This is a genomic window from Mycobacterium sp. 360MFTsu5.1, assembly GCF_000383495.1.
Classification (GTDB): Bacteria; Actinomycetota; Actinomycetes; order Mycobacteriales; family Mycobacteriaceae; genus Mycobacterium; species Mycobacterium mucogenicum_B.
On sequence record NZ_KB911471.1, the window covers coordinates 73,450 to 98,665 of the forward strand.

Consider the following 25,216-nt stretch of genomic DNA (forward strand, 5'->3'; position numbering starts at 1 on the left):
TGCATGACTGACGACCGTCGGCGGATTCACAAGCCGACCAAGTTCCTGGGCCGCGGCTTCGAGGCGTTCCACGACGTCGAGGATCCCGTCCAGGACAGTCGCGTCGCCCACGAGACCGCGGCGGCGCTGCTGGAACGTGTCCGCAGCTATCCGGACCCCGACGTGGTCTCCCGGCTGGTGGCGTACACCGACGAGCACGGCATCGAGACCATCGCCGAGTTGTGGGCGGGTGCCGGGGCGCGCAGTCTGCCCGGTGCGCTGTGGCGCGTCTATCTGCTGCGGCTGTCGATCCGCACGGACCCCTATTCGGCCAGCCTGATGTTCGGCCGCGGCACCGAGGTGCTGCATTCGATCGACCCCGTGGTCGCCGGTGCGGAGACGCCCGTCGGGCCGACCGAGATCCGTGAGCTCGCCGACCGGATTCTGCGCGGCGTCTTCGAGGGCGATTTCGCCGTCGCGCTGGAGCGCGCGGCGGCGTACTGCCGCGTGAGTGCGGCCGGTTGCACGAGCCTGGCCGAGGACGCGACGACGACGGCGCCGGAGCGCGCCGCAGACCTCACCGACCGTGCGGTGACGTTCACCCGGATCGCCAACGAGCTGCATGCCGCAGCCGGGCTGTGGCGCACCGATTCGCTCGATTGACGCTCTCGCCGACAATGTGGGCGAATGTCGGCGGAGAAGTTAAAGCCAGACCGCAGAACGCCTCTCGGCGGTAGGCCGCTCGTGGCGGCGAAATTTGGGGCCCGGGGTTACTGCGGCCTGGCGCTGTTCACTCTAGCGGATGTTCGGGCGGGGTGAGCAATTCCGTGACCGGCGACACGGGGCGTCGACGCCAGCTGCCGGGCAGGGGTGCGGGACCGGATCGAGTGCGTGAATGACGCATCCGAGTCGTCTCGATTCCGGTGCGCGTCGTGTTGTGACCCGGACGCGGATTGATCCGAATGACCGCGGCCCATCGGCCGGGCGGGCTTAGTGTGTCGGCGTGACAGACGTCGGTGGTGACCGCCAGCAGTGCCTACCCGAGGAACTGAGGGAACTGTTCCTGTTCGAGTCGTTGACGGACGAGCAGCTGGCGCAGCTCTGTCACGCCGGTCACATCGAGGTGTTCGGCCCGGGGCCGGTCATCGCCGAAGGCGACCCCGTCACGCCGCTGCGGGTACTCATCGACGGCGAATTGGTGCTCTCCAAGCGTGCCGGCGGCCGGGAACTGGAGATCGATCGAACGTCGCAGCCCGGCGTCTACTTCGGTGCCCGGTCGGCGTTCAGCCCCGTCGGTCATGACCGGAACCGGTTCTCGGTGCGGGCCACCCGGCGGACGCGGTTCTTCGTCATGCCTGCCGACGAATTCGGTGCTTTCGTCAAGAGCCAGTTCCCGATGGCTGTGCACCTCATCGATGGACTGGCGGAGACCGCGGAGAAGCAGCACCGCGTCGCCGACGAACGGGACCGGATGCTGGCGCTCGGACAGCTCTCGGCCGGTTTGACGCACGAACTCAACAACCCGGTGGCGGCCGTCGTCCGCGCCGCGACCGACCTGCGCAGCCGGCTGGATGCTCTCCTCGCGCCACTGGTGGACAGCGAATTCGACAGCGCGGCCCTGACTTTCCTGGGTCGGGCGCAAACTGACGTGGTCGCGAAGGTGGCCGCTACGTCGGGGCGGCCGCTGTCGGCGATGCAGGCGAGCGACCTGGAGGATGAGGTCGGGGACTGGTTGTCCAACCGGGGGATACCGGATGCTTGGGATGGCGCCGACGTTCGTCGAGGCCGGCCTGGACTGTGAATGGCTCGCACAGCTGGTGCCGGGTGACCGGCAGCCGGACTGGTTGCCGCGGGCCGTGACATGGTTGCGGCACCGGGTCGAGGCCGAACTGCTGACCCATCAGGTTCATGATGCCGCACAACGGATTTCGGGTCTGGTCACCGACGTCAAGCAGTACACCCAGCTGAACAGCGCGCCGTTCCAGTTCGCGGACGTCGACGCACTTCTGACCAGTACCCTGCGGATGTTCGCCGGCCGGATCGGCGCGGGTACGCCGGTCGAAGTGATCACGGACTTCGGCCCGTCGATACCTGAATTGCTTTGCCATCCAGCCGAACTCAATCAGGTATGGACGCACATCATCGAGAACGCCATCGGCGCCATGCGGCCGGCCGACTCAGGGAGACTGACGGTGCGCAGCCGGTTCGAGGACGATGCGGTCCGGATTGAGATCAGCGACACCGGCGGCGGAATTCCGGCCGACATCCGCGGGCGCATTTTCGACCCGTTCTTCACCACGAAACCGCTCGGTGAAGGTACCGGCCTGGGCCTGCACCTGGCCCGGCAGATCGTTGTCGACCGGCACGGCGGGGAGCTGTTCGTGGCCTCACAACCGGGCGACACCACGTTCGTCGTGCGGCTTCCGCTACAACCCGCGGCGGAGGACGGAGAAAGACCATGACCACGGCGTTCGTGCTGTCCGGCGGCGGCAGCCTGGGGTCCATCCAGGTGGGCATGCTGCTGGGTCTGGCCGAGGCCGGCATCAAGCCGGATCTGATCGTCGGCACCTCTGTCGGTGCCCTCAACGGCGGCTGGATCGCGGGGCGGTCCGACCACGACGGGGCCCTGGCGCTGGCCGATCTGTGGCGGACCCTGTCGCGCCGCAAAGTGTTCCCGACCAGCCCGAGTATGGGACTGCTCGGGTTTCTGGGGCGCCGGCCGCATCTGGTTTCCGATATCGGCATCCGCACGCTGCTCCGCCAGAATCTGCGGTTCCGGCGGCTGCAGGACGCGCCCACGCCACTGCATGTGGTGGCCACCGACGTGCTCTCGGGGCAGGACGTCCTCCTGTCGTCGGGCGACGCCGTCGATTCGATCGTCGCCAGCGCCGCCATCCCCGCGGTCCTGCCGCCGGTGCGGATCGGCGGACGCGATCTGGTCGACGGCGGCGTGGTGAACAACACACCGCTGTCCTATGCGGTGGAACTGGGCGCGACCGAGGTGTGGGTGCTGCCGACGGGCTACTCGTGCGCCATGCCGGAACCGCCGCGCGCCGCACTGGCCATGGCGATGCACGCGTTCACGCTGGCGATCAATCGGCGGCTGGCGACGGACGTCGAGCGGTTCGAGGGAGCGGTCGAACTGCATGTGGTGCCGCCGTTGTGTCCGGTGCGGGTGTCGCCGATCGACTTCTCCCGTTCGGGCGAGCTCATCGAACGGTCGCTCGAGTCGACGCGGCGGTGGCTGCCGACCACCCGACCCGAGGTGGGGCAGGCCGAACTGCTCGAACCCCATCGCGACTGCGGCTGAGTCCGCCGTGCTCCGCGCGTCTGCGGGGGCCTACTTGAGCACGTTGACGGCGCGCGCCACCACCAGCGCGGTGGTCGACACTGCGACCATCGACTGCACGGTCATCATCGTCTTGGCCCAGCGCGACAGGGGCATGGTGTCGGTGGGCGAGAACGCGACCACATTGGTGTAGCTGGTGTACAGGTAGTCGACGAAAGTCGGGCGCCAATTGGGTTTGGCGTTCTGCGGGTCGCTCATCTGCGGGAACTGGAAATCCGGGTACGGGTTGTCGCCGGCCCGCCGCGCAAACGGGCCGCCACGGTCCAGCTCCCAGTACCAGATGCCGAACACGATGATGTTGGTGATGAAAATCGCTGCGCCGCTGCCCAATAGGACGCCCGCGTCGTTGCTCACCTTGCCGGACAGGATGTTCAGGTCGAGGATGATCGCCGATGCCGTGTTGTCGAGCGTGATCGCCGCGGTCAGCACGATCATGGTCCAGCGGCCGACGGTGGTCTGGCGGGACAGCCGCACCGGATTGATGATCATCAGGACGGCCACCAGCAGCAGCTCCAGAGTGATCAACGGCCACCGGGGTATTTCCGGGACGGTGTACTGCACAGGGATCGCGCGCTGCAACGTCACCGCCGCCAGGATCGCGACGATCACCGGCAGCCGGTTCTCCGGATCACCCGGGCGGAGCCACGACGGCACATGGTGTTCGGCGTTGCTGGTCAGACGGTGTGTCCGCTCGACGAATGTCCTGACCGCCGGCGGCAAGGGTTCTGGAGTGGGGTCCATGCGCTCAGTTTTGCACCGAGATGACACCATTAGATGGTGTCTGCCGAGCTGAGCCAGGGAACCCACAGGACGTCGCCGCTTGCCGCGGCCGACATCGATGCGGCTGCCCGGCGAATTTCCTCGGTGGTCACCCGCACCCCGCTGCAGTACAGCGACCGGCTGTCGGCGCTGACCGGCGCCCAGGTGTACCTCAAGCGTGAGGACCTGCAGGCGGTGCGCTCGTACAAGCTGCGCGGTGCCTACAACCTGCTGATGCAGCTCTCCGACGAGGAGAAGGCCGCCGGTGTGGTGTGCTCGTCGGCGGGCAACCACGCCCAGGGTTTCGCGCTGGCCTGTCGCTCGATGGGTGTGCACGGCCGCGTCTATGTCCCGGCCAAGACCCCCAAGCAGAAGCGGGACCGCATCCGCTACCACGGCGGCGACTTCATCGAGCTGATCGTCGGCGGCGCCACCTACGACCTGGCCGCCGAGGCCGCGCTCGAGGACGTCGCCCGGACGGGCGCCACGCTGGTCCCGCCGTATGACGACCTGCGCACCATGGCCGGGCAGGGCACCATCGCCGTCGAGATCCTCGAGCAGCTGGACGGCGAACCCGACCTGGTGATCGTGCCGGTGGGTGGCGGCGGCTGCATCAGCGGCATCACCACCTACCTGACCGCGCACACCAAGGCGACCGCCGTGCTCGGCGCCGAGCCCGCCGGTGCGGCGTCGATGATCGCGGCGCTCGCCAAGGGCGAGCCGGTCACGTTGGAGCACGTCGACCAGTTCGTCGACGGCGCGGCGGTGGCCCGGGCCGGCGAGCTGACCTACGCGGCGCTCGCCGCGGCCGGCGACATGGTGTCGGTGACGACCGTCGACGAGGGCGCCGTGTGCACCGCAATGCTCGACCTGTACCAGAACGAGGGCATCATCGCCGAGCCCGCGGGCGCGCTGTCCGTGGCGGCGTTGATGGAGAACGGTGTCGAGCCCGGCTCGACGGTCGTGTGCCTGATCTCCGGTGGCAACAACGACGTCTCGCGCTACGGCGAGGTGCTCGAGCGGTCACTGGTGCATCTGGGTCTCAAGCACTATTTCCTGGTGGACTTCCCGCAGGAGCCCGGCGCGCTGCGGCGGTTCCTCGACGAGGTGCTCGGGCCCAACGACGACATCACCCTGTTCGAATACGTCAAGCGCAACAACCGGGAGACCGGCGCCGCGCTCGTCGGCATCGAACTCGGCTCGGCCGCCAACTTCGACGGGCTGCTGGAGCGGATGCACAATTCGGGCATCCACGTGGAGCCGTTGGAGCCGGGGTCACCGGCTTACCGTTACCTGACCTAGGGGCGTCGACGGAGGATCGCGAAGCTGTGGCCGGGCAGTGTCGTGGCGTTTGTCCCGATCTGCGGCTCGGCTGAGCTCAGGACCGACTCGCCGGTGACGGGCACGACGGCGGGCTGCTCACCGAGGTTGCACGCCACGGCGAACGCCCCGCGATGCATGACGATCCAGCGGTCGGCCTCGTCGAACTCGACGCGCAGGTGGTCCAGCCACGGGTCGGCGAAGTCGGGTTCGGTGCGCCGCAACGTGATCAGGTCGCGGTAGAGCCGCAGCAGCCGGGCGTGCTCGCCCGTGCCGACCTCGTCCCAGTCGAGCTTGGAACGCTGAAACGTGGCGGGATTCTGCGGATCGGGGATGTCGTCGGCGGCCCAGCCGTGGTCGGCGAACTCGGCCTTGCGGCCCTCGGCCGTCGCGCGTGCCAGCTCGGGTTCGGGATGTGAGCTGAAGAACTGGAACGGTGTCGACGCGCCCCACTCCTCGCCCATGAAAAGCATTGCCGTATAGGGCGATCCGAGGACCAGCGCGGCCTTGACCGCCAGCTGTCCGAAGTCGAGGTTCTGCGACGGGCGGTCGCCGATCGCCCGGTTGCCGACCTGATCGTGCGTGCAGGTATAGGCCAGCAGCCGGGTGGCCGGAATGCTCGTGGTGTCCAGCGGCCGGCCGTGGCGCCGGCGCCGGAACGACGAGTAGGTGCCGGCGTGGAACAAGCCACGTGCGAGGGTGGTGGCGAGTGCCTGCATCGACCCGAAATCGGCGTAGTAGCCCTGCCGTTCGCCGGACACCGCGGTGTGGATGGCGTGGTGGATGTCGTCGTCCCACTGGGCGGCGAGGCCGTAGCCGCCACGGTCACGCGGGGTGATCAGCCGCGGGTCGTTGAGGTCGCTCTCGGCGATCAGGGATAGCGGGCGGCCGAGTTCGGTTGCCAACGCATCGCTTTCGGTGGCCAGCTCTTCCAGCAGATGAACGGCCGTGGTGTCGACCAGCGCGTGCACCGCGTCCAGTCGCAGGCCGTCGATGCCGAAGTCCCGCATCCAGCGCAGGGCGCAGTCGATGATGTACCGGCGGACCGGATCGGAGTCGGCGGCGGCGATGTTGATCGCCTCACCCCACGGGGTCCGGCCCGCCGTCAGGTACGGCGCGAACTTGGGCAGGTAATTCCCTGATGGGCCAAGGTGATTGAACACCGCGTCGAGCAGCACGCCCAGGCCCCGTTGGTGGCAGGCGTCGACGAAGCGCACGAGACCCGAAGGGCCGCCGTAGGGTTCGTGTACGGCGTACCACAGCACGCCGTCGTAGCCCCAGCCGTGGTTGCCGCTGAAGGCGTTGACCGGCATGAGTTCGACGAAGTCCACACCGAGGTCGACGAGGTGGTCCAGCCGCTCGATTGCGGCGTCGAACGTGCCGGCCGCGGTGAACGTGCCGACGTGCAGTTCGTAGATCACCGCGCCGTCGATGGCGCGGCCGGGCCAGGGGGCCGGCGGCGCGGATGTCCACAGCTGCGAAAGCCCGTGCACGCCATCGGGTTGCCGCGGCGAACGGGGGTCGGGCAGTGGTTCGGAGTCGTCCAGGACGAAGCCGTACCGGACGTCGGCCGGCACGTCGACGGTGACGCGCCACCACCCGTCGTCGGAGCGGGTCATCGGATACCGGATCCCGTCGGCGTCGAGTGCGACGTCGTTCGGTGTGGGCGCCCAGACCGAGAATTCGTGGTCAGCCATCGGCTTTCTCCAGAAGTACGCCGGGCAGTTCGGCGAACAGCGTGTTGGCGGCGACGGTGCCCGACCAGGTGCGGCCGGTCAGCCGGTCGGTCCAGTCGCCGGCTGGCAAAGCCAGAGTGGTTTCGGCGCAATCGGATTCGTTGAGCTTCAGCGTCCAGCGGGGGACGACCACCAGAACGTCGGTACCCCGCTGGAATGCGATCACGTGGTCAGCGGCGGGACCGTCGGCGGCGACGGGCGTGTAGTCGCCCGACAGGTACGTCGCCGGCCGCTCCCGGCGTGACCGCAACGCTGCCGCCACGACCCGAATCTTGGGGTGGTTCAAGGTATCGAGCTCACGCTGTCGGAGAGCGAAATCCACCGGACGGCGATTGTCGGGGTCAACCAGGCTGTCGTCGAACAGTTCGGTGCCCTGGTAGATGTCGGGGATACCCGGCACCGTCAGGGCGAGCAGTTTCTGCGCGACGGCATCGCAACGCGCGGCCTCGTCGAGCTGCCCGACAAACGTGGTGATCTCGGTCGCGATCGGGCCGTCGATCAGCGCATCGATCCAGTCGTGGACCGCATCTTCGAACTCCCGGTCCGGCTGCTCCCAGTCGGTGTGCAGCTCGGCTTCGCGAATCGCCTTCTCGGCATAGGAGTGCAGCCGCGCGCGGACGGCGTCGTCGACGTCGCCGGCAGTGGGCCAGACACCGATGATGTTCTGCCACAGGAACAATCCGGTGCCCTCGTCGGGTGGTACGCACACCGTGTTCCAGCGGCCGACGCGCTGCGCCCAGTGCTCGGCACACTGCGACAGCACCGTGATGCGGGCCCGCACATCCTCGCCGCGCTTGGTGTCGTGTGTGGACAGCGTCACCATGGTGGCGGGCCAGTCGCGTGCGCGCGCCACGGCACGCTGGTGAAACTCGGCCGTGCTCATGCCGAACCTCTCCGGTGTGCCACCGACCTCGTTCAACGACACCAGCCGCGCGTCACGGTAGAAGAGGGTGTCCTCGACGGCCTTGGCCGTCGTCGCTCCGCACAACTGCTGCAACCGTGCCGCCGGTTCAGGCTGCTCGAGGGCGGTGACGACCAGCTGCAGCGCCGATGCCAGTTCCGGTGCGGTGCTGAGGGTTTGGTTGATGGCTTCGGGCAACGTCGCGGCCAGCACGGGGTAGTCGGTGCGATACACGCCGACATGGCTGAGCAGTTGGGCGACGGCGGCCGGGAGGGCGGGATCGTCGCCGCCGGCGGCCCGCGTGATCGCACGGCACAGCCGGGCCAGCTCGCTGGCCAGGGTTTCGGTGGCGGCCTTGATCTTCAGTTCCCGGGCATCGCTATGGGTTTCGCGGGCCAGCTCCGTCAGCGCGGCGGCGCCGTCGGGGTCGACGAAAAGCCCGCCGATCTCCCGCAGCACGTCGTAGCCGGTGGTGCCCGCGATGGGGAGGCTGGGGTCCAGCGGCTCGTCGGCGGCCAGAATCTTCTCGGCGACGATCCAGGCGTCGTCTCCGGCCAGTTCCCGCAGCCGCACGAGATAGCCTGCGGGATCGGTCAACCCGTCGATGTGGTCGACCCGCAAACCGTCCACCAGCCCGTTACGGAACCAGCGCGCGATCTCGGCGTGGCTGGCGTCGAACACGTCGAGGTCCTCTTGGCGCACCGCCGCCAGTGAGGTGATGGAGAAGAACCGCCGGTAGCCACAGGAACCGGACTGCCAGCCCGTCAGCCGGTACGCCTGCCGGGCATAGACCTCTGCGGCCGTGCCGGCGCCGGTGCCGGGCCGGATCGGCCAGGTCCGGTCACCCAGCCGCAGCACGTCACCGTCGACGGCGAGATCATCGACGTCGGAGTCGGAACCCAGCACCGGCAACACGATTCGGCCGTCGGGGTCCAGATCCCAGTCGATGTCGAAGAAGTGGGCGAAGCGTGATGCCCGACCGTGCGTCAGGACGTCCCACCACCACGGATTCTGTTCGGGTTGTTCGACGCCGACGTGGTTCGGCACGATGTCGACGACGAGCCCCATGCCGCGCGCCCGCGCGGCGGCGGACAGCCGGGAAAAGCCCTCCGGCCCACCGAGCTCCGCCGAGACGGCCGTCGGGTCGGTGACGTCGTAGCCGTGCGTCGACCCGGTCACGGCCGTCAGCACCGGCGACAGGTACAGGTGCGAGACGCCGAGATCGTCGAGGTAGGGCAGCAGCGCCAACGCGTCGTCGAAAGTCATTCCGTCGCTGCGCATCTGCAGCCGGTACGTGGCGACTACGGGCGAGACCGGCACCGTCATCACGCCGTCTTACGTAGCACCAGCAGCGAGCGGGCCTGCAGTGAAATCGTCTCGCCGGCGGCGGCCACCAGTTCGGTGTGGCCGTGCGGGTCCGCGGTGTCCAGCGCCGCCGCCCAGCTCGCCCCGTAGTCCTCGCCGGGAATCACGAAATCGAGTGCCTCGTCGTGGGCGTTGAAGCACAGCAGGAACGAGTCGTCGGTGACGCGCTCACCGCGGGCGTTGGGTTCGGGTATCGCGTCGCCGTTGAGGAACACCGAGATGCTCTTGCCGAAGCCGGAATCCCAGTCCTCGAGCGTCATCTCTTCGCCCGCGGGAGTCAGCCATGCGATGTCGCGGATCTGCCCGGTGCTGCGTACCGGTTGCCCGGCCAGGAACCGGCGGCGCCGGAAGACGGGATGCTTGCGCCGGAACGCCACCACGGTTCGGGTGAATTCCAGCAGTGCCGCGTTGGTCTCGCACATGGTCCAGTCCATCCACGACAGTGTGTTGTCCTGGCAGTAGACGTTGTTGTTGCCCTGCTGGGTGCGCCCGATCTCGTCACCGTGACTGATCATCGGTGTGCCCTGCGACAGCATCAGCGTCGCGAAGATGTTGCGGCGCTGCCGTTCGCGGAGCTCGAGGATCTCCGGGTCGTCGGTCGGGCCTTCGACGCCGCAGTTCCAGGAGCGGTTGTGGCTCTCGCCGTCGCGGTTGTCCTCGCCGTTGGCTTCGTTGTGCTTCTCGTTGTACGACACCAGGTCGGTCAGCGTGAAGCCGTCGTGGCAGGTGACGAAGTTGATGCTCGCGCTCGGTCGGCGGCCGGTCGCCTCGTACAGGTCCGAGGAACCGGTCAGTCGCGAGGCGAACTCGCCCAGGGTCGCGGGCTCGCCCCGCCAGTAGTCGCGCACAGTGTCGCGGTATTTCCCGTTCCACTCGGTCCACAAACCTGGGAAGTTGCCGACCTGGTAGCCACCCTCGCCGACATCCCACGGCTCGGCGATCAGTTTCACCTGGCTGATCACCGGATCCTGTTGCACCAGATCGAAAAACGCCGAGAGCCGGTCCACGTCGTAGAACTCCCGGGCCAGCGTCGAGGCGAGGTCGAAGCGGAAGCCGTCGACGTGCATCTCGAGTACCCAGTACCGCAGCGAGTCCATGATCAGCTGCAGCGTGTGGGGATGACGGGCGTTGAGGCTGTTGCCGGTGCCGGTGAAGTCCTTGTAGAGCGACAGGTCGTCGTCATCGAGCCGGTAGTAGGCGGCGTTGTCGATGCCGCGGAAGTTCAGCGTCGGGCCGAGGTGGTTGCCTTCGGCGGTGTGGTTGTAGACGACGTCCAGGATGACTTCGATGCCGGCGTCGTGGAACGACTTCACCATGGTCTTGAACTCGGCGACCGCGCTGCCGGCGTGCTGATTCCCCGAGTACTGGTAGTGCGGCGCGAAGAAGCCGAACGTGTTGTAGCCCCAGTAGTTTCGCAGCCCGAGGTCCAGCAGCCGGTGGTCGTGCAGGAACTGGTGCACGGGCATCAGTTCGATGGCCGTTACGCCGAGCGACCGTAGGTGCTCGATGATCGCCGGGTGGGCGAGTCCGGCGTAGGTGCCGCGCAGTTCCTCGGGGATCGCCGGGTGCGTCTGCGTCATACCCTTGACGTGGGCCTCGTAGATCACCGTCTCGTGATACGGCGTCCGCAGCACACGGTCGTTGTCCCAGTTGAAGAATGGGTTGATGACCACACTGGTCATGGTGTGCCCCAACGAATCGACGCCGGGCGGCTCACCGGTGGCCGATGGCGCCGTCAAGTCATAGGAGTACAGCGCCTGGCTGAAGTCGAAGTCGCCGTGGAACGACTTGCCGTAGGGATCGAGCAGCAGCTTGCTCGGATCGCAGCGGTGTCCATTGGCCGGGTCCCACGGTCCGTACACGCGAAATCCGTACCGCTGCCCGGGCGTGACCGTCGGCAGATAGCAGTGCCACACGTAGCTGTCGACCTCGTCGAGGTTGACGCGTTCTTCGCTGCCGTCCTTGGCGATCAGGCACAGCTCGACGCGCTCGGCGACTTCGGAGAACACTGAAAAATTGGTGCCGGAACCGTCGTAGGTCGCACCGAGGGGATAGGCGCTACCCGGCCAGACGCCAACAACCATGAAGGCAGCTCACCACCAGCCGGTGGCAGCCCCGACCTGGCGGCCGAGTTCGCCGGTCATGGTGCGCATGTAGGTGGCGGACAGGTGATGAGAGTCGTGGTATAGCAACACATTTCCCTCCACAGCGCGGCAGATGTCGGGGCGGCACACCGCGTCACTCATGTCGAGCGGTTTCAACAGTGGGAACTGCGCGACGAAATCGAGGGTCGGGTTGTGGTCGGACAGTACCTCGGAGCGGGCGATGCCGCAGGACGTCGAATTGCCGCCGCTGGCAAGGCAGTCGGCCGGGAAGAACGGCTTACCGTCCCGGACCAGCCACGGAGTGTCGCGCATCGCCAGAATCGGGATGTTCGCATCCGACAGGCGCTGCCAGATACCGATGTACGTGCCGGGCATCACGTCACCGGACTTGATGTTCCAGGGCCGCGTGGAGGTGGTGAAGACGAAGCTCGGGTGGTCGGCCACCAGCTTCGGCATGACCAGCTCGTTCCACTCGTAACACTTCGGGTACGGCCGGTTGTCGCCCATCACCAGCGGGTTCTGCTCGGTCGACAGTGGACAGCCCATCTTCAGATAGGTCACGACCTTGAAGTGATAGCGCTTGCCGAGCAGGTCCAGTGCGGTGATCCAGTGCTCGGCGTGCGAGCCGCCGGCCAGCGCGATGGTGCGGGGTGCCTGCGCGTCACCGTAGGTGCAGTTTCGGATTGACAGGTCGTCGAAGTCGGCGATACAGCTGTCAGCCGTCGTCGCGGGCACGTCGTCGTGCGCCTCGAGCACCGTCGGGCGGAACGGCAGCTTCGGCACCCGGGCGTGGTGCAGCAGGGCGCGGGCGCCCGGATAGTCGACCGCCGACAGGGTGGCGAGTTCCTTGCCGTTGGCGCGGGCGGTGTTCATGTGCTCGCGCCACGTGAATGCGGTGGCGGTGAGCGTCACGCCCATCACGGCGACGAGTGTCCCCAGTACAGCGGTGGGCCGCCGCAGCCCGGCGAATCCGGCCGAACCCGTCGTCGACCGCCGGCGGAGCGGGTTCTCCACATAGCGGGTGGTGAGCCAGGCCAGTACTCCGGAGACGAGCAGCACGACGGTGCCGTCGACGAAATGGGCCCGGCTGTGGCCGCTGTAGGCCAGCCAGAAGATCAGGAGCGGCCAGTGCCAGAGATACAACGAGTACGCCATGGTGCCGAGCGACAGGAACGGGCCGGTGGCCAGGAGCCGGTTCGGCGCCGGCAGCCGCTCGGTGTGATTTGCGGCACTGAGGATGAAAAGCATGGTCGCGCCGACCGGAACCAGCGCCCAGGGCCCCGGAAATTCCCGCACGCCGTCGATCAGGGCGCCGCACGACAGGATGGCCGCCAGCGCGACCACCGACACCACGTTGCGCAGCCACATCGGCCACCGGACGGACGGCACGAGCGCGCCGACGAGAGCGCCGAGCAGCAGCTCCCAGGCGCGGGCGAAGCTGTCGTAGTACGCGCTCACCTGGTCGGCCTGGTGCGCGAAGATCGCGTAGACGAACGACGCGACGGTCAGGACGCTGAGCAGCGCGATGAACGCCGGCCGGAGCCGGTCGCCGAGCCGGCGCCGGAACAGGTACGCGAAGCCGAAGATCAGCGCCAGGAACGCGACATAGAACTGGCCCTGCACCGACATCGACCAGAGGTGCTGCAGGGGGCTGACGGATTCGCCGGCCCGCAGGTAGTTCGACGCGGTCTCGGCGAGTTCCCAGTTCTGGTAGTAGCCGAGGCTGGCCAGGCTCTGGTCGGCGAACGTCTCCCAGCGGGTCTGAGGCTGGATCACGATGGTCAGCACGGCGCCCGCGGCGAGCACGACGATCAGCGCCGGCAGCAGGCGACGGACCAGGCGGCGCAGCTGCGGACCGGGGGACAGCGGCGCGTTCGGCGTCAGCGCGATCCGCAGGAGTTTGCCGCCGAAGAAGAAGCCGGACAGCGCGAGGAAGACGTCGACGCCGCCGGAGACGCGGCCGAACCACACGTGAAAGGCCGCGACCATCGCAATGGCGATGCCGCGCAGGCCGTCCAGGTCGTGGCGGTAGAACGCGCTCGGCGCATTGCCCGCCGCGGCGTCCGCACCGCTGTCGGAGACGCGCTCGGCGTTGCCCGACCCGGGCTGCGACGCCGGCCGCGGTGCTGCAAGAGTCGTCATGGTCGAATGTCAATCTACCCAAGATCCAGGCCACGTTCATGTAACGGCGAGTCGCCCGCGTGCTGAGCACGCCCGTTTCGACGTGCTCGGCGGGCGATTAGGCTCGGTCCTCGTGCCAGCGCTGAACCCTGCCGAAATCTCGGCGATCGACACCGCCCACATCTGGCATCCGTACAGCACCATCGGCGCCGAGGCTTTGCCGGCGGTGGTTGCCACCGAGGCGCACGGCATCATGCTGACCCTCATCCACGAGGGCCGGCCGGTGCAGGTCATCGACGCGATGAGCTCGTGGTGGACGGCGGTGCACGGGCACGGGCATCCGGTGCTCGACGCCGCGATCACCCGGCAACTGAGCAGGATGAACCACGTCATGTTCGGCGGCCTCACGCATGAGCCCGCGGCGCGGCTGGCGCAGCTGCTCGTCGAGATCACCCCGGCCGGACTTGACACCGTGTTCTTCTCCGACTCCGGTTCCGTCTCTGTCGAGGTCGCCGCGAAGATGGCGCTGCAGTACCAGCGCAGCCTCGGCCGTCCCGGCCGGCACAAGCTGATGACGTGGCGCGGCGGCTACCACGGCGACACCTTCACCCCGATGAGCGTCTGCGACCCGGACGGCGGCATGCACTCGATCTGGACCGATGTGCTGATGCCCCAGATCTTCGCGCCGCGCGTGCCCGCGGAATTCGACCCGGCCTATGTCGAGGCCTTCGAGGCCCAGCTGGCCGCGCATGTGGACGAGCTCGCCGCCGTCATCGTCGAGCCCGTGGTCCAGGGCGCCGGCGGCATGCGGTTCCACGACCCGCGGTACCTGACGGCACTGCGCGACATCTGCGACCGGCACGACGTGCTGCTGATCTTCGACGAGATCGCGACCGGTTTCGGGCGGACGGGCGAGCTGTTCGCCGCCGACCACGCCGGCGTCAGCCCCGACATCATGTGCGTCGGCAAGGCGCTCACGGGTGGCTATGTGACGCTGGCGGCGACGCTGTGCACCGCCGAGATCGCGCGGGTGATCAGCTCCGGCGAGCCGGGCGCGCTCATGCACGGGCCGACGTTCATGGCCAACGCGCTGGCGTGCGCGGTGTCGGTGGCGGCCGTCGAGCTGCTGTTGAGCGAGGACTGGAAGACACGAGTGGCGACCATCGCGGACGGGCTGCGGCGCGGTCTGGCACCGGCCGCCGACCTGCCGTCGGTCGCCGACGTGCGCGTGCTGGGCGCCATCGGCGTCGTCGAGATGCGCGAGCCCGTGAACATGGCGCTGGCCACGGTCACCGCGATCGAGCACGGTGTGTGGCTGCGGCCCTTCGGCAAGCTGCTGTACGTGATGCCGCCCTTCATCTGCACGCCCGACGAGATCGACCAGATCACCTCTGCTGTGGTCGCCGTTGCCCGTGCGTTAACCTGAACACCGTTCAATTGCACTGGAGTCAGGAGAGCGCGCCGATGACTGATCACTCGCCGCTGGCCTGGCTCGCCGATGTCGAACGCCAGCGCCGGGCCGCGGGTCTGCGTCGGTCGCTGCGGGTCCGGCCCGCGGTGGCCACCGAACTGGACCTGGCGTCCAACGACTATCTCGGCCTGACCCAGCATCCCGACGTCATCGCGGGCGGCGTGACGGCGCTGCACACCTGGGGCGCGGGTTCCGGCGGATCGCGCCTGGTCACCGGCAACACCGAACTGCACGAGGAGTTCGAGGCCGAGCTGGCCGACTTCATGGGCGCCGAGTCGGCGCTGGTGTTCTCGTCCGGCTACACCGCCAACATCGCTGCGGTGGCGGCGCTGTCGGGGCCGGGCGCACTGGTCGTCTCCGACGCCTACAGCCACGCCTCACTCGTCGACGCCTGTCGGCTGTCCCGAGCGCGCGTGGTGGTGTCCCCGCACAACGACGTCGGCGCCGTGGAGACCGCTCTGGTCAGCCGGTCCGAGGAGCGGGCCGTCGTGATCACCGATTCGGTGTTCTCCACCGACGGTGCCCTCGCGCCCTTGCGCGCCCTGCACGAGGTCTGTCGCCGGCACGGCGCGCTCCTGATCGTCGACGAGGCCCACGGCCTCGGCGTGCGCGGCACCGGTGGCCGTGGCCTCGTGCACGAGGTCGGCCTGGCCGGCGAGCCCGACATCGTGGTGACGACGACGCTGTCCAAGTCGCTCGGCAGCCAGGGCGGCGCGGTGCTCGGGCCGGCCGCGGTGCGGGCGCACCTCATCGACGCCGCGCGCACGTTCATCTTCGACACCGGTCTGGCTCCGGCCGCCGTCGGCGCCGCGCAGGCCGCGCTGCATGTCCTCATCGCCGAGCCCTGGCGGGCGCAGGCCGTGCTGACGCACGCCGCGACGCTGGCCCGGTTCGGCGGCGCCGTCCACACGCCTGATTCGGCCGTCGTCTCGGTGATCCTGGGTGACCCCGAGGTCGCCCTGGCCGCGGCGTCGGCGTGCCTGGACCGCGGAGTTCGGGTCGGCTGCTTCCGGCCCCCGTCGGTGCCGGCCGGCACCTCGCGTCTGCGCCTGACGGCGCGCGCGTCGCTCGACGACAGCGAACTGGATTTGGCCGGGCGGGTGCTCGGCGAGGTGCTCGCGCTGGTGCAGTCGTGACGCTGCTGCTGGTTGCCGGGACCGATACCGGCGTCGGCAAGACCATCGCCACCGCGGCGCTGGCCAGTGCCGCCCGCCAGGCCGGTCTGGACGTCGCGGTGTGCAAGGCGGTGCAGACCGGCATCTCGCCGGCCGCCGGCCACGGTGACGACGATCTGGCCGAGGTGGGTCGCCTGGCGGACGTCACGTCGCTCGTGCCGGGCTGGCGCTATCCCGAACCACTCGCCCCCGTCGCGGCCGCCGAATTGGCCGGCATGGAGTTGCCGACGCGCGACGAGCTGGTCGCTCTGGTCCGCAACGTCGACCGGCCCCGTCAGCTGACCCTCGTCGAGGGCGCCGGGGGACTGCTCGTCCAACTCGGCGCCGACGGCACGACGTTGCGCGACCTGGCCGTCGAACTCGGGGCCGCGGTCCTGGTCGTCGTCGCACCGGGTCTGGGCACCCTCAACCACACCGGCCTGACCGTCGAATCGCTTGCCGCGCATGACATCGCGTGCGCCGGACTGGTGATCGGCAGTTGGCCGCAGGAGCCGGGGCTCGCGGAAGCATCCAACCGGGGTGCGCTCGCGGACATCGCTCCGGTGCGTGCCGTGCTGCCCGACGGCGCGGGCCGGTTGTCGCCCGGGGAGTTCGCTGCCGTGAGCGCGAAAGCGTTTGATCCGCAATGGATTTCGAGCCTGGTCGGCTGACATGGTGCACTCGGTCGAGCTGCTGTTCGACCTCGACACCGAGGCCGTGATCAGGCGCGCCTGGGACGACCTGCGCGCGGCGGGGATCGTCGCTCAACCGCCCGCCGCTCGTCCACATGCCACCTTGTGTGTTGCCCAGCAGATCGACGAGGCGGTGGTGCCGGCGTTGGCCGGTGTCGCCGGGAGGCTGCCGTTCCGGGCCCGTTTCGGCGCCACGCTGGTGTTCGGCCGCTCCGCCGGAGTCCTGGCCCGTCTCGTGGTGCCCAGCGCCGACCTGCTCGACCTGCACGCCGAGGTCTGCGCGCTCGCCGCGCCGTATCTACGGCCGGGCCCCATGCCGCACACCGAGCCGGGTGACTGGACGCCACACGTCACCCTGGCGCGTCGTATCCCGCCGGATCGGCTCGCCAGGGCACTCGGCATTGCCGGCCGGCCGGCCGAGATCAGCGCCACCGCGACCCGACTGCGGCTGTGGAACGGGGACACCCGCACGGAGATTCTGCTCGGCTGACGCACTCGATCGGCGTCCGGTGCGGTGGCCGGCCCTCGACGCGTGTCCCGCTCCCGGCCTCAGCCGCGGCGGCTGATGGCGTGCGCCGCGAGCCCGTCGACGAGCAGGCCGAGGCCGAAAGTGAAACGGCCACCGGCATTTTCGGACCACACCGCCTCGCTGTCGGCCACCGTGGCGCCGGCCGCGTCCCACTGGATGCGGGACTGTTCGTCGGCGGTGAAGCCCAGCACGTAGTAGACGATGGTGCGGGCCGCGAGGTCGGCGTCGTGCGCCGTGAGCCCCGATTCGACGCACGCGTCGGTGAGGGCCGCCACGATGCGGCTCAGCTCGGCCGATCGCCCGGCGGAGAAACTGGCCGACACCAGCTCGGCGCCGTCGGTGGCGGACAGCAGCGCGTCGCGCAGCGCCGAACACAGAGCGACGATGCGGTCCGGCCATTCGCCGCCGGCCGGAACGGTCGCCGCGCTGGCCAGCAGGCGGTCGGCGACGGCGCCCAGTAGCTCCTGCTTGTCGGCGAAATGCCAGTACAGAGCGCCTGGGCTGACGCTCAGTTCACGCGCCAGCCTGCGCATGGTCAGGTCGGCGATCCCGTAGTTGTCCAGGATTTCGGCGGCCTTGGCCACCACGTCGCTTCGGTGCAGTTGCACGTCTGTATCCTAAACACCGTTCAAGTTGTAGGCCGCAGTCGGCCTGAAGTAAGGAGTGCCGATGACTCAGGCCGCGACCGATGTTTTGGGTGTAGCCCGCGAGCAGGTGCTCGAGCGTGGCGAAGGCCTGAGCCAGGAGCAGGTGCTCGAGGTTCTGCAGCTGCCCGACGACCGACTGGAGGACCTGCTGGCACTCGCGCACGAGGTGCGCATGAAGTGGTGTGGTCCCGAGGTCGAGGTCGAGGGCATCATCAGCCTCAAGACCGGCGGTTGCCCTGAGGACTGCCACTTCTGCTCGCAGTCGGGTCTGTTCGCCTCCCCGGTGCGCAGCGCGTGGCTGGACGTCCCGAGCCTCGTCGAGGCCGCGAAGCAGACCGCCAAGACCGGTGCCACCGAGTTCTGCATCGTCGCCGCGGTGCGTGGACCCGACGAGCGTCTGCTGGCCCAGGTGGCCGCCGGCATCGAGGCCATCCGCAACGAGGTCGACATCCAGATCGCCTGCTCGCTGGGCATGCTCGATCAGGAGCAGGTCGACCGCCTCAAGGCCATGGGTGTGCACCGCTACAACCACAACCTGGAGACCTCGAAGTCGTACTTCCCCAACGTCGTCACGACCCACACCTGGGAAGAGCGCTGGAAGACGCTGGAGATGGTCCGCGAAGCCGGCATGGAGGTCTGCTGCGGCGGCATCCTCGGCATGGGCGAGACGCTGGAGCAGCGTGCCGAGTTCGCCGCGAACCTCGCGGAGCTGAACCCGCATGAGGTCCCGCTGAATTTCCTGAACCCGCGCCCGGGCACCCCGTTCGGTGACCTCGAGGTGCTGCCGGCCGCCGACGCGCTGCGCGCCGTCGCGGCGTTCCGTCTGGCCATGCCGCGCACCATGCTGCGCTTCGCCGGTGGCCGCGAGATCACCCTCGGCGACCTGGGCGCCAAGCAGGGCATCCTGGGCGGCATCAACGCCGTCATCGTCGGCAACTACCTGACGACGCTGGGTCGCCCGGCCGAGTCGGACCTGGAACTGCTGGACGATCTGCAGATGCCGATCAAGGCTCTGAACGCCACCCTGTAGAACTAGACGTGATGACCAGAGAATTGCCCGCACCCGTCAGTGCCGGCAAGTTCAACGTGTACACCGGTGTCGCGGCGGACGCCGTCGACGGCGCCGTCATGCCGACCACGGCCCAGCTCGGTCTGGAGGCGCCCCGCTGGTGCGCCGAATGCGGCCGACGCATGGTGGTGCAGGTGCGCCCCGACGGCTGGTGGGCCAAGTGCTCCCGGCACGGGGTGGTGGACTCGAAGGACCTGGAAACTCAACGGTGACTCAGCCCGCTGAAACAGCCTCGGCGCCAACGCTTTCGCATCGCGCCGCGGCGCTGCGGGTCGTCGCCGGCCTGGCGCTGACCGGCGCTCTCGGCGGCGTGGTGTGGGCGTTTCTCGCCCCGCCGGTCGACGCCGTCGTCGCGCTGACCAAGAAGGGTCAGCGCATCCACGGGTACTTCGGTGACGAATCGGACCGGGTGTTCCTGGGCGGTGCGTTGGCGGTCGGTCTGTTGACGGTGATCGCCGTTGTAGCCGCGACATTGGTGTGGCAATGGCGCGCGCATCGCGGGCCGCTGCTGGCCGGCGCGCTGGCACTCGGCAATATGGCAGCCGCGGGCGCGCTCACGGGCGTGGGCGCTGTCGTCGCGCATTGGCGTTATGGGACACCGGATCTCGCGGGTGCGCCGTTGTCGCCCGAGCATCGGGTGGGTTACCTCGTCGAGGCGCCGCCGGTGTTCTTCGGCCACTCGCCGTGGGTCATCACCACGACGCTGATTTTCCCGGCCGGCGTTGCCGCGCTGGTCTATCTGTTCTGCACGCTGGCGACCAAGCGCGACGATCTGGGCGCCTGGCCGCCGGTGGAGCCGGCGCCGGTCCGGCTACCGGCAGCCGCCGCTCCGGTGGCTACCGGCGCCCAATCGGAAGTCCCAGCAGAACCTTCGTGCTGACCACGCCCAGCTTGAGCAGGCCGAGGTAGGTCGCCGGGTTCAGCAGGGCCGGCCACGACGTACGTACGGTCGGGCCCAGCGGCTTGCCGTCGAACCGTTCGGCGAGCCAGTTCAGCGTCATCGGCGCGGCCAGCGGGTGCAGCGCGATGTGCTCGCTGAGGATGTCGCGGTGGTAGGTCACGTGCGAGCCGCCCATGACGTAGGTGTCGGTCAGCTCGTCGATGTTCCCGACGGCGATGATCTGGTCGTACACGGCCTGCATGATCAGCAGCGGCGGGGTCGGCGCCGTCTTGCCGAGCTTGATGCTCTCGAAGACGTGCTGCACCTCGGGGGTCTCGAGCACCTCCTGCAGCGGCGACTTCAGCAGGGTGTCGAAGTCGAGTCCGGCGTGCCGGAGGACCGCCTCGGCGGTGGTCATGCCCTCGATGTTGCGCAGCATCGCCTTACCGGCCTCGGTGGCGTGCTCATGGATGACGCGGTTCAGGCCGGGGTAGATGTGCATGAGCGCCGCGATGACGGTGGCCGGCAGGCCCGCCTTGGAGGTGCCGTTCAGCTGGTTGAAGACGTTGCCCAGGTTGGCGACCGGCGAGCCGAGGGCGGCGCCGACGACGTTGAGCTCGGGCGCGTAGTTGGCGTATTCCTCCGCGGCCCAAGCACTGGCGAGGCCGCCGCCCGAGTAGCCCCACAGGCCGATCGGCGCGTCGGCGTACAGGCCGAGTGATTCGGTGTTGATGGCGGCGCGCAGGCCGTCGAGGATGTGGTACCCGGGCTCGTGCGGCGCGCCCCAGATGCCGTCGGTGCCTTCGTGATCCGGGATGGACACGGCCCAGCCCTGTGCGAGGACCGCGGCGACGAGCATGTATTCGAGCTGTGCCACCGAGCCCAGGGCCCGGGCGCGACGGCGCAGGGCGTAGGACGGGAAGCAGGCGTCGGAGACCGCGTCGATGGCGCACTGGTACGACACGATGGGGCAGCGCGTGTCGGCGTTGTGGCCGACGGGCAGCAGGACGGTGGTCACCGCGGCCTGCGCGCTGCCGTTGAGATCGGTACTGCGGTACAGCAGCTGGGTGGCGGTGACGCCCTGGGGGATGACGCCCATGAAGCCGAGCTCGACGTCACGGGACCGCAGGACGGTGCCGGGCGCGGTGAGTTCGAAGCCGACGGGCGGCACGTAGAACGAGTCCTCGCTGGGCCGCAGTGGGCGGGTGCCGGGCTGGAGTTCCTCGTGGTACGGCTGGCCGATCCACTCGGCGTCGAACGCCCTGGCTGCATTGCCCATGGTCATCGGGAAATCATGTCTTAAGGAACCCTTAAAAACCAATTCCGGCTCGCGAAATGTGGCCTGAAAGTGACCTACGTCACGATGCGTAGAGCAACTAACTAGGTGGACGCAACGCGGCGAACTCGTCTGTGACGCGGTATGTGGAGTCGGTGAAGCGGTACAGCGCGGCGGGGCGGCCGCCGCTGCGTCCGGAGCGGGCCGTCGTGCCGGTCGGGGTGATGACGCCGCGCCGGGCCAGCACGCGCTGCAGATTGGTCGGATCCACCGGGTGGCCCAAAGTGGCGGCGTAGATGTCCCGCAACGTGGTGAGGGTGAATTCCTTTGGTGCCAAGGCGAATCCGATGTTGGTGTAGGACATCTTGGCGACCAGTCGGGCGTGCGCGTGCGTGATCATCGGGCCGTGGTCGAAGGCCATGGGTGGCAGTGCCGACACCGGATGCCAGCGCGTGTCGCCCGGCAGTTCGGGTGTTGCGGGGGAGGGCACCAGGCCCAGGAAGGTCGAGGCGATGGTGCGCGGGCCGGGCACGCGCTTGGGCTCGGAGAAGACCGCGAGCTGCTCGAGGTGGGTCAGTTCGCGCAGGTCGACCTTCTCGGCGAGCTGACGCCGGACGGAACTGACCATGTCTTCGTCGTGCCGCAGCTGACCGCCGGGCAGGGACCACGCGCCGCGTTGCGGCTCCATGGCGCGCTCCCAGAGCAGCACGCTGAGCTGCGGTGTCTTGCTGTCGAGGTGGCGCACCTGGAAGACGACGGCGAGCACTTCATGCGCAGTCCCCACGTCCGTCACGTTTTCGATTTTAAGTCGAAAACATCGAAGATCAAAAGCGGCCGGCGGCGGTGGTGTGGCCGGCCGAATTCGACAATCGGCCGGCAAATCCGTCACTCTGTCGGCAAGTGCTCTTCGAAAAGAAGAATCTCGCCTCAGCCATTAGACTCACGTGCGATTGCAGCAAAGCTTCGTGTTCGCCACGCGGGGGAAGGCCGGTGGGGCCATGCGCAATATCGGCATTCACCCAACGGATCCGCTCGGGTGGGTATGCACCTTCGCGGAGCTGGGCACACTGGGCGCGCGTCTGCTCGTGCGAAACCACAGGTCCGCTGAGTCTGTCGTCGGCACCGGTACCGCCAACGTGTCGCTGACGAGCTACGGCAAGCGGATTTCTACGGTGTGGCAAACGATCGAGACAATCGGTGCGGGCGCCGTCAAGCCTCGCCGATTGATCCTGTGGCTCGATGACCGTGACGCGTACCTCGATCCGCCGGCAACATTGAAACGACTGCAGGGCCGCGGATTGGAAATTCGTCATTGCCGCGACTACGGACCGCACAAGAAGTACTTCCCGTACACCAACGAGATATTGCCGGATGAACCCGACCGCACCCTCGTCACGGCGGACGACGACGTCTACTACCCGCCCACCTGGCTCGCGGAGCTGCTCACCGCACATCGGTCCGGGGAGGTCACCGCTTTCCGTGCGCGTATCCGCAACGACGGTCCGTACCGAACCTGGCCGATGTGCACCACGACCGAAGCCTCCGAGACGGTGTTCGCGACCGGCGTATCCGGTGTCGCGTACCCTTCGGAACTGCTTGGGGCACTGCGGGATCGGGGCGAAGCGTTCGCCCACGTGTGCCCCCGGGCGGACGACTACTGGTTGCACTACGCCGCCGTGTCCACGCGGATCCCGATCCGGCAGGTGCGCGATGTCGCGGCGTACTTCTGGCCCATCGTGACGGTTGCCGGTCGGGGGCTATGGGACGGCACCGGGACTGCGAACGACGCCATCGCCGTCCAGACGCAACAGACGTGGCTGAACTGCCAGGGGCGCTCTGAGGCCCCATCGACAGCTGATCCGTCTTCGCCAGATCGCGCCGGCGCGGGACGATGGCAGGCCGAAGTCGAGCCGCCCGACCCCGCCGTGTAGTCGGCGCCAAGGCAGGTCACGACGCCGTACGAGTCCATTTGGGCCGTCAACTTCGCCCTCGGGCAGGCATGTGCTTGGTAACGTCCTGAGTGCGTTCAAAGGTTGCTGGTTCGGGGGATTTGGCACCTGGGATGTGGAAGGGGGAGAAGTGGCTCAGCGCGAGTTCTTCTTGCACCCGGGACGGGTAGGACATCTTCGGTGACGCGATCCTGCGGCTCGGCCGACAAGCGCACCGTGCGGATGATCTTTGCGGTCACTTTTTTGTGGATTGCCCTGCTGCAGTACGTCTTTCTCGGTATTGCGCGCGGGGAACCCTACCCGGCTCTCATCCTTCCCGGATTCCCGGCGAACTGTCCCGGCTGCTTATTGGAAACTGGTGTGCCCAAGGCGAAAGAGCCCGGGCTTGTCGTTCGTTTCGCGGACGGGCATGCGGAGTCTGCGCCGATAGAGACCATCCTGCCCCCGGGCCCGTCGGTGCCGTTGATCGCATTTTCGACCGCATATGACAACGACACTTTCGGGTCTGATCCCGGAGCAATCGCCTGGCTGCGATCAAAGATCACTGCGCGGTTTCCTGGCCGAGAAGTTGTCGGCTTGGACATCGTGTGGCGGACGGCGATATATGAGGCGGCCGAGCCGTCCAGAGTCGAATACGCGCCGCTGCGTACCGTCAGCATCGATTTCGGAAATGCGACGTGAGGGTCATCGATAAATTCGACCGCTGGGTCGAAGATGGACCGTTCACCCCTGAGGATTTGGGCATATCCCGCATCGTTTATGCGGTCAGCGTCCTACTGGTCGCGCCCGACATCACGTGGCTGGCCGAGTATCCCGATTTCATGTTTCATCCGCCGCCCGGGCCACTTCAACTCCTATCGGGATTCCCTTCAATGCCGGTACTCAGCGGGATGGAAGTTCTTCGGTCAGTCATTCTCGTCATGCTCGGTCTGGGCATATGGACGAAGTATGTGTCGCTGGCTGCTTGGCTCGTACTCTCCGCCACCTATGGTGTGACGTTCTGTCTGGGCAAGATCGACCACACGATCTTGTTGACATTGCCGCCGCTGGTATTGGCCTTCGCCAACTGGGGGAACCGCTATTCCCTCGACGCCCTTCGGCGCAGAAATGAAACCTCTGTTCAGCCACAGTGGCCCTTGCGATTGTTGGCTCTGCTGATCGGCTGGGGATTTTTCGCCGCGGCGCTGACCAAGGTCCTCACCGGCTGGCTGTCATTCTCAAGCCATGCCTCGCGCGGATACTTCGTACTCGGCTTCGTGACACAAGGGCGGACGCACTGGCTGGCCCGGTGGATAGCTGAACATGATGTGCCGGTCGCGTGGGAGGCCGTCGACTGGCTCACCGTCGTTTTCGAGTTGTCCTTCCTCATTGCGTTACTTTGGTGGCGCGCGTTCCGGATCACGCTGGCTGTCGCGACCATATTTCATCTGGTCGTGTTGCTGATCATGAACATCGATTTCAGCAATGCCGTTGTGGCATACGGCGCCTTTGTTTCGTGGGGTGTGCTTGCCGGACGGGTCGGCAGTTCACGAATTGGCAGATTTGGCTCGCGGACCCTGGAATCGGCGCGCCCGCTATTGGCGGGCGCCGGCGGCCGCATTCTCGTGATAGCGATGGCGGTTGCCGTCGGCGTCGCGTCGTGGTTCCTCATGGTCAGTCCGGCGGGCTCGATTTCCACCGGCCCGATTGGCGCTCATCTCGTCATTGTCGTCGGCGCGGCGATAGGGCTGACGTATCTCCTGCTCCGAGCCGGCACCACTTTGGCGGGCGGTACGAGACGTTGAGCCCGGACGCTCTCGGTCGTCTTTGCTGGTCGGGCGCGCAGTCATAGCGGTCGACCACCCGCTGCGTAGCCGCTTCGCGAGGGCTGCGGTCAGGCCTGGTGCCCTCGCGCGCGGTACACGAAGGTGAACA

23 protein-coding genes are annotated in these 25,216 nt (G+C 67.9%); 15 read left to right on the plus strand and 8 right to left on the minus strand.

Annotated elements, in window-relative coordinates; translation table 11 throughout:
* The first annotated feature begins 3 nt into the window (after window positions 1–3).
* From H289_RS0123015 to H289_RS0123025, 4 genes are all read left to right on the plus strand, one after another.
* Window positions 4–642 carry a hypothetical protein gene (locus tag H289_RS0123015; RefSeq protein WP_020103193.1) on the plus strand — a complete coding sequence of 213 codons (639 nt, stop codon included), beginning with the start codon at window positions 4–6 and terminating at the stop codon, window positions 640–642.
* Between the two features lie 340 nt (window positions 643–982).
* Window positions 983–1,780, plus strand: coding sequence for a cyclic nucleotide-binding domain-containing protein (locus tag H289_RS34105; RefSeq protein WP_502685710.1), 798 nt, complete (start codon window positions 983–985; stop codon window positions 1,778–1,780).
* Window positions 1,734–2,441: a sensor histidine kinase gene (locus tag H289_RS34110; protein ID WP_502685711.1), complete on the plus strand. Its 708-nt coding sequence runs from the start codon at window positions 1,734–1,736 to the stop codon at window positions 2,439–2,441. The genes H289_RS34105 and H289_RS34110 overlap by 47 nt, the downstream gene beginning before the upstream one ends.
* On the plus strand, window positions 2,438–3,289 hold the full coding sequence (locus H289_RS0123025) for a patatin-like phospholipase family protein (RefSeq protein WP_020103195.1): 852 nt from the start codon (window positions 2,438–2,440) through the stop codon (window positions 3,287–3,289). The genes H289_RS34110 and H289_RS0123025 overlap by 4 nt, the downstream gene beginning before the upstream one ends.
* A gap of 30 nt (window positions 3,290–3,319) precedes the next feature.
* Here the strand turns inward: H289_RS0123025 and H289_RS0123030 are convergent, their stop codons facing one another.
* Window positions 3,320–4,069, minus strand: coding sequence for a hypothetical protein (locus H289_RS0123030; RefSeq protein ID WP_155944235.1), 750 nt, complete (start codon window positions 4,067–4,069; stop codon window positions 3,320–3,322).
* Window positions 4,070–4,105: 36 nt separating this feature from the next.
* Between H289_RS0123030 and ilvA the strand changes: the two genes are divergently transcribed.
* Window positions 4,106–5,389 (plus strand): threonine ammonia-lyase IlvA, encoded by a 1,284-nt coding sequence (gene ilvA / locus H289_RS0123035; protein ID WP_029105625.1) that lies wholly within the window; start codon window positions 4,106–4,108, stop codon window positions 5,387–5,389.
* On the opposite strand, the gene treZ is transcribed toward ilvA, so the two are convergent.
* Genes treZ through sucT form a run of 4 tightly spaced genes read right to left on the minus strand, consistent with a single transcriptional unit; the run spans window position 5,386 to window position 13,656 of the window.
* Window positions 5,386–7,104: a malto-oligosyltrehalose trehalohydrolase gene (treZ, locus tag H289_RS0123040; RefSeq protein ID WP_020103198.1), complete on the minus strand. Its 1,719-nt coding sequence runs from the start codon at window positions 7,102–7,104 to the stop codon at window positions 5,386–5,388. The genes ilvA and treZ overlap by 4 nt on opposite strands.
* Window positions 7,097–9,370: a malto-oligosyltrehalose synthase gene (treY, locus tag H289_RS0123045; RefSeq protein ID WP_020103199.1), complete on the minus strand. Its 2,274-nt coding sequence runs from the start codon at window positions 9,368–9,370 to the stop codon at window positions 7,097–7,099. The genes treZ and treY overlap by 8 nt, the downstream gene beginning before the upstream one ends.
* Window positions 9,370–11,493, minus strand: coding sequence for a glycogen debranching protein GlgX (glgX, locus tag H289_RS0123050; protein WP_020103200.1), 2,124 nt, complete (start codon window positions 11,491–11,493; stop codon window positions 9,370–9,372). Before glgX ends, treY begins: the two co-directional genes overlap by 1 nt.
* A 9-nt stretch (window positions 11,494–11,502) precedes the next feature.
* The gene (sucT, locus tag H289_RS0123055; RefSeq protein WP_020103201.1) at window positions 11,503–13,656 is read right to left on the minus strand and encodes an acetyltransferase SucT; all 2,154 of its coding nucleotides are present in this window, start codon (window positions 13,654–13,656) and stop codon (window positions 11,503–11,505) included.
* A 112-nt stretch (window positions 13,657–13,768) separates the two neighbouring features.
* Here sucT and H289_RS0123060 point away from each other — a divergent pair, with 112 nt between their 5' ends.
* The 4 genes from H289_RS0123060 to H289_RS0123075 are packed head-to-tail and all read left to right on the plus strand — an operon-like array spanning window position 13,769 to window position 17,442.
* A complete protein-coding gene (locus H289_RS0123060; protein ID WP_020103202.1) occupies window positions 13,769–15,061 on the plus strand; it encodes an adenosylmethionine--8-amino-7-oxononanoate transaminase in 1,293 nt (430 codons plus the stop codon).
* Window positions 15,062–15,099: 38 nt separating this feature from the next.
* Window positions 15,100–16,242, plus strand: a complete 1,143-nt coding sequence (locus H289_RS0123065) for an 8-amino-7-oxononanoate synthase (protein WP_020103203.1) — start codon at window positions 15,100–15,102, stop codon at window positions 16,240–16,242.
* A complete protein-coding gene (gene bioD / locus H289_RS0123070; protein ID WP_020103204.1) occupies window positions 16,239–16,931 on the plus strand; it encodes a dethiobiotin synthase in 693 nt (230 codons plus the stop codon). The genes H289_RS0123065 and bioD overlap by 4 nt, the downstream gene beginning before the upstream one ends.
* Window position 16,932: 1 nt before the next feature.
* Entirely contained in the window at window positions 16,933–17,442 is a 510-nt protein-coding gene (locus tag H289_RS0123075; protein ID WP_020103205.1) for a 2'-5' RNA ligase family protein, read from the plus strand.
* A 59-nt stretch (window positions 17,443–17,501) separates the two neighbouring features.
* Here the strand turns inward: H289_RS0123075 and H289_RS0123080 are convergent, their stop codons facing one another.
* The gene (locus H289_RS0123080; RefSeq protein ID WP_020103206.1) at window positions 17,502–18,089 is read right to left on the minus strand and encodes a TetR family transcriptional regulator; all 588 of its coding nucleotides are present in this window, start codon (window positions 18,087–18,089) and stop codon (window positions 17,502–17,504) included.
* 61 nt (window positions 18,090–18,150) lie between these two features.
* Here H289_RS0123080 and bioB point away from each other — a divergent pair, with 61 nt between their 5' ends.
* The 3 genes from bioB to H289_RS31155 are packed head-to-tail and all read left to right on the plus strand — an operon-like array spanning window position 18,151 to window position 20,077.
* A complete protein-coding gene (bioB, locus tag H289_RS0123085; RefSeq protein ID WP_020103207.1) occupies window positions 18,151–19,158 on the plus strand; it encodes a biotin synthase BioB in 1,008 nt (335 codons plus the stop codon).
* Between the two features lie 11 nt (window positions 19,159–19,169).
* Window positions 19,170–19,409: a biotin synthase auxiliary protein BsaP gene (gene bsaP / locus H289_RS0123090; RefSeq protein ID WP_020103208.1), complete on the plus strand. Its 240-nt coding sequence runs from the start codon at window positions 19,170–19,172 to the stop codon at window positions 19,407–19,409.
* Complete coding sequence (locus H289_RS31155; protein WP_020103209.1) at window positions 19,406–20,077, plus strand: DUF2567 domain-containing protein; 672 nt, start codon at window positions 19,406–19,408, stop codon at window positions 20,075–20,077. Before bsaP ends, H289_RS31155 begins: the two co-directional genes overlap by 4 nt.
* Here H289_RS31155 and H289_RS0123100 read toward each other — a convergent pair.
* Window positions 20,034–21,362, minus strand: coding sequence for a lipase family protein (locus tag H289_RS0123100; protein WP_020103210.1), 1,329 nt, complete (start codon window positions 21,360–21,362; stop codon window positions 20,034–20,036). The two genes, H289_RS31155 and H289_RS0123100, sit on opposite strands and share 44 nt — an antisense overlap.
* Before the next feature lie 91 nt (window positions 21,363–21,453).
* Window positions 21,454–22,146: an NUDIX hydrolase gene (locus tag H289_RS0123105; RefSeq protein WP_036421260.1), complete on the minus strand. Its 693-nt coding sequence runs from the start codon at window positions 22,144–22,146 to the stop codon at window positions 21,454–21,456.
* Between the two features lie 151 nt (window positions 22,147–22,297).
* Between H289_RS0123105 and H289_RS0123110 the strand changes: the two genes are divergently transcribed.
* From H289_RS0123110 to H289_RS0123120, 3 genes are all read left to right on the plus strand, one after another.
* Complete coding sequence (locus H289_RS0123110) at window positions 22,298–23,284, plus strand: hypothetical protein (protein ID WP_020103212.1); 987 nt, start codon at window positions 22,298–22,300, stop codon at window positions 23,282–23,284.
* Between the two features lie 198 nt (window positions 23,285–23,482).
* Complete coding sequence (locus H289_RS0123115) at window positions 23,483–23,983, plus strand: hypothetical protein (RefSeq protein WP_029105627.1); 501 nt, start codon at window positions 23,483–23,485, stop codon at window positions 23,981–23,983.
* Window positions 23,980–25,086 carry an HTTM domain-containing protein gene (locus tag H289_RS0123120; RefSeq protein WP_020103214.1) on the plus strand — a complete coding sequence of 369 codons (1,107 nt, stop codon included), beginning with the start codon at window positions 23,980–23,982 and terminating at the stop codon, window positions 25,084–25,086. The genes H289_RS0123115 and H289_RS0123120 overlap by 4 nt, the downstream gene beginning before the upstream one ends.
* The last annotated feature ends 130 nt before the right edge of the window (window positions 25,087–25,216 follow it).